General features: G+C 43.4%; 12 protein-coding genes. 8 read left to right on the top strand and 4 right to left on the bottom strand.

Annotated features, from left to right (window positions below):
• Positions 1 to 204: 204 nt before the first annotated feature.
• On the top strand, positions 205 to 1,848 hold the full coding sequence (gene nadB, locus B3D47_RS08890; RefSeq protein WP_180184787.1) for an L-aspartate oxidase: 1,644 nt from the start codon (positions 205 to 207) through the stop codon (positions 1,846 to 1,848).
• A 398-nt stretch (positions 1,849 to 2,246) separates the two neighbouring features.
• On the opposite strand, the gene B3D47_RS08885 is transcribed toward nadB, so the two are convergent.
• The 4 genes from B3D47_RS08885 to pabC all read right to left on the bottom strand — a co-directional run bounded on the left by B3D47_RS08885 (position 2,247) and on the right by pabC (position 5,223).
• Positions 2,247 to 2,669: a PaaI family thioesterase gene (locus tag B3D47_RS08885; RefSeq protein ID WP_004892257.1), complete on the bottom strand. Its 423-nt coding sequence runs from the start codon at positions 2,667 to 2,669 to the stop codon at positions 2,247 to 2,249.
• 70 nt (positions 2,670 to 2,739) lie between these two features.
• Complete coding sequence (gene tmk, locus B3D47_RS08880) at positions 2,740 to 3,345, bottom strand: dTMP kinase (RefSeq protein ID WP_286861470.1); 606 nt, start codon at positions 3,343 to 3,345, stop codon at positions 2,740 to 2,742.
• A 9-nt stretch (positions 3,346 to 3,354) separates the two neighbouring features.
• Entirely contained in the window at positions 3,355 to 4,407 is a 1,053-nt protein-coding gene (mltG, locus tag B3D47_RS08875) for an endolytic transglycosylase MltG (protein ID WP_008307628.1), read from the bottom strand.
• A 3-nt stretch (positions 4,408 to 4,410) separates the two neighbouring features.
• Positions 4,411 to 5,223 carry an aminodeoxychorismate lyase gene (gene pabC, locus B3D47_RS08870; protein ID WP_286861467.1) on the bottom strand — a complete coding sequence of 271 codons (813 nt, stop codon included), beginning with the start codon at positions 5,221 to 5,223 and terminating at the stop codon, positions 4,411 to 4,413.
• A 160-nt stretch (positions 5,224 to 5,383) separates the two neighbouring features.
• Between pabC and B3D47_RS08865 the strand changes: the two genes are divergently transcribed.
• From B3D47_RS08865 to B3D47_RS08835, 7 genes are all read left to right on the top strand, one after another.
• Entirely contained in the window at positions 5,384 to 6,391 is a 1,008-nt protein-coding gene (locus tag B3D47_RS08865; RefSeq protein WP_004892246.1) for a sulfate ABC transporter substrate-binding protein, read from the top strand.
• 177 nt (positions 6,392 to 6,568) lie between these two features.
• On the top strand, positions 6,569 to 7,582 hold the full coding sequence (locus B3D47_RS08860; RefSeq protein WP_286861466.1) for a sulfate ABC transporter substrate-binding protein: 1,014 nt from the start codon (positions 6,569 to 6,571) through the stop codon (positions 7,580 to 7,582).
• Between the two features lie 31 nt (positions 7,583 to 7,613).
• Positions 7,614 to 8,219: an RBBP9/YdeN family alpha/beta hydrolase gene (locus B3D47_RS08855; protein ID WP_180184663.1), complete on the top strand. Its 606-nt coding sequence runs from the start codon at positions 7,614 to 7,616 to the stop codon at positions 8,217 to 8,219.
• Positions 8,220 to 8,305: 86 nt separating this feature from the next.
• Positions 8,306 to 9,139, top strand: a complete 834-nt coding sequence (gene cysT, locus B3D47_RS08850; RefSeq protein WP_004815168.1) for a sulfate ABC transporter permease subunit CysT — start codon at positions 8,306 to 8,308, stop codon at positions 9,137 to 9,139.
• Entirely contained in the window at positions 9,136 to 10,029 is an 894-nt protein-coding gene (cysW, locus tag B3D47_RS08845; RefSeq protein WP_286861462.1) for a sulfate ABC transporter permease subunit CysW, read from the top strand. The genes cysT and cysW overlap by 4 nt, the downstream gene beginning before the upstream one ends.
• Before the next feature lie 11 nt (positions 10,030 to 10,040).
• Positions 10,041 to 11,102: a sulfate/molybdate ABC transporter ATP-binding protein gene (locus tag B3D47_RS08840; protein WP_004892238.1), complete on the top strand. Its 1,062-nt coding sequence runs from the start codon at positions 10,041 to 10,043 to the stop codon at positions 11,100 to 11,102.
• Between the two features lie 54 nt (positions 11,103 to 11,156).
• A complete protein-coding gene (locus B3D47_RS08835; RefSeq protein WP_004892236.1) occupies positions 11,157 to 12,080 on the top strand; it encodes a CysB family HTH-type transcriptional regulator in 924 nt (307 codons plus the stop codon).
• Positions 12,081 to 12,311 lie beyond the last annotated feature (231 nt).

Raw genomic sequence — 12,311 nt, 5'->3', positions numbered from 1 at the left:
TAAACCTATTTAAATTAGTTTTATCATAAACTATACAAAATTTAAGTAACGAAATGTTCTTATTCTACTTGCTGATATTATGCCATTTTTAAAGACTTAAGTTTCAGCTTTCATTACTTTTTTTCATAAATTTATGGGTAGATAAATGCTTGCCTTTTGTACAAAAAAGCGCTGTGATAGCCGGACTTTTTTTCAGTTAGCTGAATAGTCATGTCTAATTTACACACGACACATCATTTTGATGTGATTATTGTGGGCAGCGGCGGCGCCGGCTTAAGTTTAGCCTTATCTTTACCAGAACATTTTAATATTGCAGTTTTAGCCAAATCAACGCTTACGGATGCGAGTACATTTTATGCCCAGGGGGGTGTGGCAGCTGTACTTGATGAAATGGATTCTCTCGAGCAGCATATCGATGACACCATGATTGCCGGGGCACAATTGTGTGAAATGGATGCAGTCAAGCAGACCGTTGAAGGTGGCAAGCCTTCAGTCGATTTCCTGCTTAAGCATGGCGTGCAGTTCACACTAGATGAACAGGAACAACTGCATTTGACTCGTGAAGGGGGCCATTCTCAGCGCCGTATTATTCACGCAGCAGATGCTACAGGACGTGCAATTTCCACTACTTTGGTACAGCGCGCTCAAGAAAAGCAGAATATTCATATCTTTGAAAATTATATTGCGATTGATCTGATCTGCTCCAAAAAGCTTGGTCATGCAGGTGAAAACCGGGCACTCGGCCTGTATGCATTGGATGAACACACCGAACAGGTACATACTTTCCTAGCACCATTTACTGCCCTAGCCTGTGGTGGTGCAATGAAGGCGTATCTTTATACCTCCAATCCAGATATTGCCACTGGTGACGGTATTGCGATGGCTTATCGTGCCGGCTGCCGTGTCGCCAATATGGAGTTTAACCAGTTTCATCCGACCTGTTTATACCACCCGCAAGCGCGTTCATTCCTGATTACTGAAGCCATGCGTGGTGAAGGAGCATACTTGCGTCTACCGGATGGTGAACGTTTCATGCTGCGTTTTGATGAACGTGCTGAACTGGCACCGCGCGACATCGTGGCGCGTGCCATTGACTATGAAATTAAACGCTTGGGGATCCGTCATGTATGGCTGGACATTACCCATAAAGATGAAGGCTTTATTAAAGAGCACTTCCCGACGCTGTATGCACGCCTATTAGAACTGGGAATTGATATCACCAAGGAAATGATTCCGGTCGTACCAGCAGCACACTATACCTGTGGCGGTGTAGTGGTTGATGAGAATAGTCAGACTGATATTGCTGGTCTATATGCTATTGGGGAGACGTCTTATACCGGTCTGCATGGCGCGAATCGTATGGCCAGTAATTCACTGCTGGAATGCTTTGTTTATGGCATGAGTGCAGCCAAGCATATTCAGGAAAATTTTAAAGTGGATCAATCCGTACCTGAAGTCCCAGCTTGGGATGATTCCCAGGTAACGAACCCGGATGAAGATGTAGTGATTCTGCAAAACTGGGATGAGCTGCGTCAGACCATGTGGAACTATGTAGGCATTGTCCGTACCACCAAGCGTCTGGAACGTGCCTTACACCGGATTGAAATGCTGAAAAAAGAAATTACCGAATATTATCAGGATTATCAGGTCAGCAAAAACCTGATAGAACTGCGTAATCTGGTGCTGGTATCGGAGATGATTGTGCGCTGTGCCATGCAACGTAAAGAATCCCGTGGTCTGCACTATACTTTGGACTATCCGGAACAGTTATCTGAGTTACGCAAAACCGTACTGATTCCACCAAGTTTTAAAGTGGAACAACCATTGGTGAATGCAGCAGAAGTTTAAATACTTAAGTGTAAAAAACCGGATCTCATGATCCGGTTTTTTATTTGCTACATATCTTGATTGCAGCTTTCAAGATTTTTAGATAGATCTGAACTCATCACTTGAGTATAAGCGCAACTACGGCCTGCCGTCTAATGTGAATAATGCTCATTAAGTCTCTCTAGCAGTTTTTTTTCGAAAGTGGATGTAGCTTCTGTTGAATTAGCTGCTAACTTCATGATCTGCAGTTGCCATTGCCTCTTTCAATCTTCCCACAAATTATGCCTCATTATTTGCACAGGGCCAGCTTTTGTATCGCCGCTCCCAAATCAGCTATATAAATAATAATTAAATCACAACCAATTGAATTTATTTATTTTATCATTATAAAAAAAATATAGTTCTTTTATTTTATGTGATTAAGATACTGATTTAGGCGGAATCGCATAAGTTCCGGTGACATGTGCAACAGGTTCTTCCATACCTTCTGAATAGACCCAAACTTCCCCGACAATAAGCGCTTTTCCAACTTTTATCAGGCGACATTTTCCAATCAGATCACGCTGTCCATCCGGCTTACGCAAAAAATTAATATTGATATTGGTGGTAACAGCTAATCCCACCAGACCAATCTCTCCTAAAATTGCGACATACAAACCAAAGTCCGCGATCGTCATTATGGTTGGCCCAGAAATCGTACCACCTGGACGCAACTGGCTATCACTCACACGGTAACGAACAGTTGAGGTTTGAGGCTGTACATTAATGACCTCACAATGCTCAAGGCTTTGCGGAAATTCTACTTCTAAAAACTGCTGGATCTGTTCAAGTGTACTTTTCATAAAAAATCTTCCATATTGAAAACAATATAGAAGATTTTTTAAAGAATTGAACTGGTTTTAATCTGACTGCTCAGACCACCTGTAATTCTGCCATGGCTTGAGCGAAAACCTGCTCTGGAGTTTGAGTCGCATCGAGACGCTTCATACGTTGCGGATGACGCTGCCACAAAGTTTCATAACCGCTTCTTACTTTCTCAAAGAAAGAGACTTTCTCCTGTTCAAAACGATCCAGCGCACCACGTTCACGGGCACGGTTCATGCCGAGTTCAATTGGCGCATCCAGCCAGAAAGTGACATCTGGCATACGTGTCACGAAATTATCATTCAGCAAATTCAGCTTGGCTTCACTGAGTCCACGCCCTGCACATTGATAGGCAAAACTGGCATCAGTAAAACGGTCACACAAGACTATCTTACCTGCCTCGAGCGCAGGCAGAATAACCTCTGCTAAATGCTGCGCGCGTGCGGCATACATCAATAACAGTTCAGTGTCATTACACATGGCTTCTTCATGATTCACCGCCAGTAACAGTGAACGGATTTGTTCAGCCATTGGCGTGCCACCCGGTTCACGGGTCAACACCACTTCTTTACCCTGTGCAACAAAATCATCATAGATACGACGAATGAGCGTGGTTTTCCCTACACCTTCAGTGCCTTCAAAGCTGATAAACATGCTCACTCCTTAATTTTTTGAACGTAAAACAGTGAGATATTCCTGCACTGCTCTATTGTGATCTTGTAGATTCGTGCTGAACTTATGCCCACCATTACCCGTTGCAACAAAGTAAATATTTTGTGAATTATCTGGATGCATCGCTGCTTCAATCGCTTTTTTGCTCGGCAGGGCAATTGGTGTTGGCGGCAAGCCTGAAATGGTATAGGTGTTATATGCTGTCGGTGTACGCAGATCCTGACGGGTAATATTGCCTTGATATTTATCTCCCATGCCATAAATTACGGTCGGGTCAGTTTGCAAGCGCATCCCCATTTTCAGACGGCGTACAAATACACCAGACACCTGCTCCAGTTCGCTATCCAGACTGGTTTCTTTTTCAATAATCGAGGCCATGATTAGTGCTTCATATTTATTCTGATAAGGCAAATCACTGGCACGGTTTTTCCAAGCCTCATCTAAAGACTGCATCTGATGACGATACAAATCTGTCAGAATCTTACGGTCGGTTTCACCTTTGGCAAAGAAATAGGTATTCGGTGCAAATAAACCCTCAGGATGATCAAACGGAATATTTAACTCTTTCAACAATTGATCAGTTGGCAGATTTACTACTTCTTTCGTGACTAAATCATCTTTCTTTAAAGTATCGATCAGCTGTTTGAAAGTGGTACCTTCAATCACCAGAATACGGTTCATCTGGGCATTTTCCGAATTGGAAATCATTTCCAGCACTTGACGGATACTCATGCCATCGCGTACTTCATAAACACCTGCTTTCATCGTGTCATGAATGATAAAACGCTGATAAACTTTCAAAAGGATCGGAAAGCTGACATGACCTTCTTTCGCCAGACGGTCAATAAAGCCAGAATAGGTATCCCCAGCACTGATCGCCAGCATCTGTTTTTTACCTTCAACCGGATAATCTCTAAACAGGCTGCTTTTGAGAATCACGGCCAAGATCAATACAAGACCCAGGACAACGACCAATACACCTTTAAGTGGAAAAGCTGATTTCGCTTTATTTTTCTTTTTTCGTGTGGATTTGCTGGCGGACATATTTTAAATGATCTGATGTAAATGAAGACGATGAAATAACTCAATACAGACTTCTGTATCCAGTGTTTTTTGTTCAAATTGAGTAACAATTTTCATAGGGCTCAGTGCGTTGCAGAAGAATAGACTCTGAATAGAAGAAATTTCATTCAAATCCAGACTGCGCTGTTCACACATAATGCCTTGCTGCAACATACGTTCCAGAATCTCGGCACGCATTACCCCGGTAACGCCATTATAGCGAAGTTCCGGAGTAATCCACGTGTTGTTTATCCTTAAAAAACAATTACTGCTCACCCCTTCAACAATTTCACCCTGCACATCACAAACCAGTGCTTCGCTCCAGCCCTGCTGATCTGCTTCCTGTTTGAGCATGATCTGCTCTAAACGATTCAGTGTTTTTAAGCCGACTAATTGCGGCATACACAGACCAAGTGCAGTATTTAAGACACCACTTTCAATCTGCTCAAAGTGATGCTCATGAAGCATTTGCGGATAGTAATACAGCCAAACATCTGCTGGATGGTCTGGCAAGCTATAGCCGCGCTGGCCAATGCCCCGACTCAGAATAATTTTCAAGGTGCCGTTTAAGCTAGAAGTTAATTCACGTAATTGTTCTAAGGTTGCATCAATCAGGCTTAAATCCGCTTGTAGCTGCATTTTCTGACTGCTTATATGCAGGCGTGATAAATGCCGTTCCTGCAGTTCAATACGGTTATTGCGAATCCGGGCTGTCGTAAAGCAGCCATCGCCATAATGAAAGGCGCGATCAAGCAAATCTATCTGATTGACTTGTTGTGCATTTTTAAAACACAGCATGATTTCCCACCTCTCAGGTCGATGTCACAGCATACAAAGCTATACTGCATCCACATATCTGTTTTACTCACATAAAATTCTTTTTTAATTATTTTTTATGTAAAAAAACTCCAGCTATTCTTGCCCCATCCAACAAAAACCAAAAACACTTGAGGCAAATATGAACGTCCATAAATTAAAAATTGGGGTACTTGCAGCACTGATTTCAGCGACTGCATTTAGTGTGTCTGCAAAGGATTTTTTAAATGTATCCTATGACCCAACTCGCGAATTGTACGACAACTTTAACAAAGAATTCAGTGCTTACTGGAAAAAATCTACTGGCCAAGATATTAATTTTAAACAGTCACATGGCGGTTCAGGCAAACAGGCACGTGCCGTGATTGATGGTCTGGATGCAGATGTCGTTACACTGGCTCTGGCAGCAGATATTGATGAAATTGCTAAACGTGGCCTGTTACCGGCAGACTGGCAGAAGAAATTCCCGCAAAACTCGACACCATATACCTCAACAATTGTTTTCTTAGTCAAAAAAGGCAATCCGAAAGGCATTAAGGACTGGGGCGACCTAGTTAAACCGGGTGTAGATATCATTACGCCAAACCCGAAGACGTCTGGTGGCGCGCGCTGGAACTACCTGGCAGCTTGGGCATGGGCAAAACACCAGCCAGGGGGTAATGATGCCAAGGCACAAGAATTCGTTCGCCAGATTTATAAACAGACCAAAGTACTGGATTCTGGTGCGCGTGGTGCAACAACGACATTTGCTGAACGCGGCATTGGTGATGTATTGCTGGCTTGGGAAAATGAAGCACATCTGGCACTTCGTGAACAACCCGGCAAGTTTGAAATCATCACGCCTTCTCTGTCTATTCTGGCTGAACCACCTGTGGCAATTGTAGAAAAGAATGCCAAGAAAGATGGTAATGAAAATCTGGCTAAAGCCTACCTCAACTATCTGTACTCACCTGCTGGCCAAGCCGTTGCAGCAAAGAACTTCTACCGTCCTCGTAATGCAGCCGTGTTAAAGCAATACAGTCATGTATTTAAATCACTAAAACTGGTTACGATTGATAAAGAATTTGGAGGCTGGACTAAGGTTCAGAAGCAACACTTTGACAATGGCGGTATCTTTGACCAGATCGTAAAAGCAAACAGTGCAAAATAAAGTCTTATAAATGCAGCGTTAATGGCCTTATTTAATAAGGCCATTTTTGTTTCAGATACGTACTTATCCACTTATCTTTTATTTTCATATAAAATTCATTTTTAATTATTTTTTATGCATAAAGAATAAGTTTATTCTTCACTCATGTTACAAAACGTGTAAGAGTTTGAGGTTCACATGAGCATTACAACAAAATTAAAAATTGGGGTCTTGGCTGCTGTCGTTTCAGCAACTTCTTTTGGTGTAGCAGCGCGGGATTTTCTGAATGTCTCTTATGATCCGACGCGTGAACTCTATGAAGACGTCAACAAAGAATTTGGCAAATACTGGAAAAGCCGTACGGGCCAAACTATTAACTTTAAACAGTCACATGGTGGTTCTGGTAAACAGGCACGTGCTGTGATTGATGGTCTGGAAGCTGATGTAGTGACCTTAGCACTGGCTGCTGATATCGACGTTATTGCAGAAAAAGCCAAATTACTCCCTGCGGATTGGCAAAAAAAATTGCCTCACAACTCTACACCTTATACATCAACCATCGTATTCCTGGTGCGTAAAGGCAATCCAAAGAATATTAAAGATTGGGGCGATCTGGTTAAACCTAATGTCGCAATCATTACACCAAATCCAAAAACCTCTGGTGGGGCGCGTTGGAATTATCTGGCAGCGTGGGCTTATGCAAAACACCTACCAGGCGGTAATGATGCCAAAGCACAAGAATTTGTTCGCAAAATCTACAAGCAAACCAAAGTCCTAGATTCAGGTGCACGTGGTTCAACAACGACATTTGCTGAACGCGGTATCGGTGACGTATTACTGGCTTGGGAAAATGAAGCGCATCTGGCACTTCGTGAACAACCCGGCAAGTTTGAAATCATCACGCCTTCTCTGTCTATTCTGGCTGAGCCACCAGTTGCGATCGTAGAAAAAACAGTAGCGAAAAAAGGCAACAAATACCTGGCACAAGGTTACCTGAACTTCCTCTACTCACCACTAGGTCAAGAAATTTCAGCACGTAACTTCTACCGCCCACGCAATGAAAAAGTACTGGCAAAGTACAGTCAGGTCTTCAAGCCACTAAAACTGGTGACTATTGATCAGGAATTTGGTGGTTGGGACAAAGTGCAAAAGGCTCACTTTGAAAATGGCGGCATTTTCGATCAAATCGTGAAAGCCAATACAGCAAAATAAGTTTCGCATTGAACAGATAAGGAGCATTCGCATGATACATACCCTCATTGTTCCAGGTGTAGGTGGCAGTGAACATGATCACTGGCAATCCTGGTTGCAACGTGGTCTGATGCAATGCTCCCGTGTTCAACAGCAAAACTGGAATCATCCGGTACTGAGTAGCTGGGTAGCGCAGTTTGTCAAATCTGTACAGCAAATTGAAGATGATATTGAAATCGTAGCGCACAGCTTTGGCTGCCTGACCAGTCTTGCAGCACTTGACCAGCATCCAGAACTTTGTCGAAAAATTAAAAAACTGGTTCTGGTGGCTCCGGCCAACCCAGCCCGTTTTAGTGAAAATGGCTTTGCACGTGATAGCCAAACAGATTACAGCGCTTATTTCCATCAGCTCAAGCTTCAGGTTCCGACCATCATGCTGATCAGTGAAAATGATCCTTGGCTGAGTTTTGAAGATGCACATGCTTTTGCCAGATCCTGGAAAATCCAGCCGGTTAATCTGGGCGCCGTCGGTCATGTCAATGTTGCTTCGGGCTTTGGCCCCTTCCCTGAAATTAAACAATACCTGAATTCAGAGATGTCGATGCAACATATCAGTAATGCTGATGAAGGCAAGTATTTTTTTAAATTTGCATTTTAGATGTTGCAAATTATGCTTGTCGCAAATTTCATTTTTAATATTCGCTGGTTGTCTTCAATCAGCATTCTCTCTTTTGAGGAGTAATCATGTCGCAGCGATCCCGAGTGCTGCCAGGATTTGGTCTATCTCTAGGCTTTACCCTAGCGTATTTGTCATTAATCGTTCTTATTCCGCTGTCTGCCGTATTTATTAAATCGCTTGGCATTGGCTGGGATGGCTTATGGGAAATCCTGAGCTCTGAACGTATTCTCAAATCACTTCAGCTGAGTTTTAGTGCCGCCATTATCGCAGCCCTGATCAATGTTGTTTTTGGTCTGTTACTGGCTTGGTGTCTGGTACGTTATAGCTTCCCAGGTAAACGTATTATTGATGCTCTGGTAGATTTACCATTTGCCCTGCCAACTGCCGTAGCCGGTATTGCATTAACTTCACTGTATGCACCTACAGGCTGGATCGGTCAGTATCTGGAACCAATAGGTATTCAAGTGGCTTATACCCCGATAGGTATTACCTTGGCGCTGATCTTTATTGGGATTCCTTTTGTGGTGCGTACGGTTCAGCCAGTACTGTCTGATCTGGAAACTGAACTTGAGGAAGCTGCTTCTGCGCTCGGGGCAAACCGCTTCCAAATCGTGACCAAAATAATTTTCCCGATTCTGCTACCCGCATTGATTACAGGCTTTGCCCTGGCATTTGCACGTGGCGTGGGTGAATACGGTTCGGTCATCTTTATTGCCGGTAACCAGCCGTTTAAAACGGAAATTGCTCCACTCATGATTATCTCGCGTCTGGAAGAATATGACTATGCGGGTGCAACCACGATTGCTGTCGTGATGCTATTGATTTCATTTGTGATGCTGTTCCTGATTAACTTGTTACAAGCTTGGGCTAGCCGTCGCACAGGGAGAACTGCACGATGAGTTTAAATACCAACAGCAATGCACTTGCTGAAAAGCTGCAATCCCGTGATGCAACTCGCGAGCCAAAATGGATACGTTATACCCTACTCACAATTGCGCTAATCTTCTTTTTAAGCTGCCTGATTCTGCCACTGGTATTGGTCTTTGTTGAAGCATTTAAGCAAGGCGTCGGCGTATATACTCAGGCACTGGTTCATCCAGACACATTATCTGCGGTGAAACTAACGCTATTAACTGCTGCAATTGCAGTACCGTTAAACGTGGTATTTGGTGTGGCGGCTGCCTGGTCAGTGGCGAAGTTTAACTTCCCGGGCAAGTCCATTCTGACCACGATTATCGATATACCTTTCTCGGTATCCCCAGTCATCGCCGGTATGATGCTGGTGCTGATTTTCGGTACCCAAGGCTGGATGGGTAGCTGGTTAATGGATAATGACATTAAGATCCTGTACGCCGTACCCGCAATTGTTTTGGCCACCATCTTTATTACGGTACCTTTCGTAGCGCGTGAATTGATTCCTTTAATGGAAGCTCAAGGCACTGAAGAGGAAGAAGCTGCAATTGTACTCGGTGCATCAGGCTGGAAAACCTTCTGGAAAGTGACCCTGCCAAATATTAAATGGGGTCTAATCTATGGTGTGATTCTGTGTAATGCACGTGCCATGGGTGAGTTCGGCGCGGTATCGGTAGTATCCGGTCATATCCGCGGTGAAACCAATACTTTGCCGCTACATGTCGAAATTCTCTATAACGAATATACCTTTAGTGCTGCGTTTGCTGTGTCTTCGCTCCTGGCTCTCCTCGCAATTGTGACCCTGGTGCTTAAAACCTGGGTAGAAATGCGCCAGGAAAAACAAAACAAACGTAATGACGATTTAACAGTTTCTTAAGGAATGCCCACATGAGTATTCAAGTTAAAAATATTGAAAAACACTTTGGTGCATTCCATGCACTGAATAATATTTCCCTGGATTTCCCGGATGGCCAGTTAGTAGCTCTTTTGGGTCCTTCAGGCTGTGGTAAAACCACCCTGCTGCGTATTATCGCTGGTCTTGAATCTGCAGATGGTGGTCAGGTCATTCTGGAAGGTCAGGATGCAACCAACGTCCATGTGCGTGAACGTGAAGTCGGTTTTGTCTTCCAGCACTATGCGCTGTTCCGTCATATGACAGTGTATGACAATGTGGCATTCGGTTTACGTGTTCGCCCACGTTCAACCCGTCCATCAGAGACTGAAATCAAGAAACGTGTTACCCGTTTACTGGATCTGGTTCAACTGGGCTTTCTGGCAGATCGCTACCCTGCTCAATTATCTGGTGGTCAGCGTCAGCGTATTGCGCTTGCGCGTGCCCTAGCGGTTGAACCACGCGTACTACTACTAGATGAACCTTTTGGTGCGCTAGATGCCAAAGTGCGTAAAGAACTGCGTCGCTGGTTACGTACCCTGCATGATGAGCTGCATATCACTTCTATCTTCGTGACGCACGACCAGGAAGAAGCACTGGAAGTTGCAGATCAAATTGTGGTGATGAACAAAGGGAATGTCGAACAGATTGGTTCACCACGTGAAGTATATGAAACCCCGAAAACGCCATTCGTGTTCGACTTCCTTGGTCAAGCCAACCGTTTCGAAGGTCAGAATAATGGTGGCATTATTCAGTTGGGTGAAGATCGTATCCAATTTGAGGGAGCTCAAAAACATCCACAAGGTGACGTGATTGTATTCGCCCGCCCTGATGAATTGCGTATCTCCGCTCAGCCACAAGAGAATGCAATTCAGGCGACTTTCATTCGTGAATTATGGATTGCCGGTAAAGTCGTTGCAGAACTGAATGACCGTCAGGGTAACCTGATTGAAATTTCACTGACGCCTGAAGAAGCGCGAGCGCATCAATTCCGACCAAATCAGACCGTATGGTTAAGTCCACTTAACCTGCATTTATTTGCAAATCAGGTTGCTTAAGAAACATTCAGATGGGGCCATTTCAGCCCCATCCGCTTATAGGGTATATAGAAAATGAATTTCCAACAATTAAGAATTATTCGAGAAACTGTTCGTCAAAAATTTAATTTAACTGAAGCTTCTGCAGCACTGTATACCTCACAATCGGGTGTGAGTAAGCATATTAAAGACCTGGAAGATGAACTTGGTGTACAGTTGTTCATCCGTAAAGGTAAGCGTCTACTCGGTCTGACTGAACCAGGTCAGGCACTGCTCGGAATTGTGGAGCGCATGCTGGTCGATGCTGACAATATCAAACGTCTGGCAGATGACTTTAACAAGGTTGATGAAGGGACATTGACCATTGCGACAACGCATACCCAGGCACGTTATGTATTACCGCCGATCGTGAATCAGTTCAAAAAAGAATTTCCAAAAGTTCATCTGATTCTGCAACAGGCCAGTCCGGTTGAAATTACTGAAATGCTGCTACAAGGTGAAGCAGACATCGGGATTGCGACTGAAGCCTTAACTACTGAAGATAACCTGGCCAGTGTGCCGTACTATAACTGGCAACACAGCATTATTACGCCTCAAAACCACCCATTAACCAAGAAAGATAATATCCGTATTGAAGATCTGGCGAATTATCCGATCATCACTTATCACGGTGGTTTTACAGGCCGTTCTAAAATCGATACCGCTTTTGAAGAAGCAGGTTTTGATGTGGATATCGTAATGTCCGCCCTAGATGCCGACGTAATCAAAACTTATGTAGAGCTGAATATGGGGGTCGGTATTGTCAATGATGTGGCATACGACCCAGAACGTGATTATCGCTTAAAACAGATTAAAACTGATATTTTTGGTGTAAATACCACATGGATTGCTGTACGTAAAGGCCATTTATTACGTGGTTATGGCTACGAATTTATCTCGCTTTGCTCTCCAGATGCAGACATTCGAGCACTAAAAAAAGTAGCTTATCCGGATGACTAATTTATAAAATCTAAATAAATGGAATGAGGCTTTTTAGCCTCTTTTTTATGCTTGTTTCAACTAAGTATGTTTGAAATACAGGCATAATTGAGCTTCAGAAGAATATTTAAAAATTAAGAACCTTATGGACTTTTAGCCTGATTTATTGAAGTATGATTAAACACTTAAATTAATTTAATAACTTGATAGATATAAAAAAACGAGCCGAAGCTCGTTTTTTTATTAAATCAA

This window comes from Acinetobacter sp. UBA3461, from assembly GCF_002381195.1.
Taxonomy (GTDB): Bacteria; Pseudomonadota; Gammaproteobacteria; order Pseudomonadales; family Moraxellaceae; genus Acinetobacter; species Acinetobacter schindleri.
Note: the sequence above shows the minus strand (reverse complement) of the source record. Positions and strands in the feature narration are given on the sequence as shown.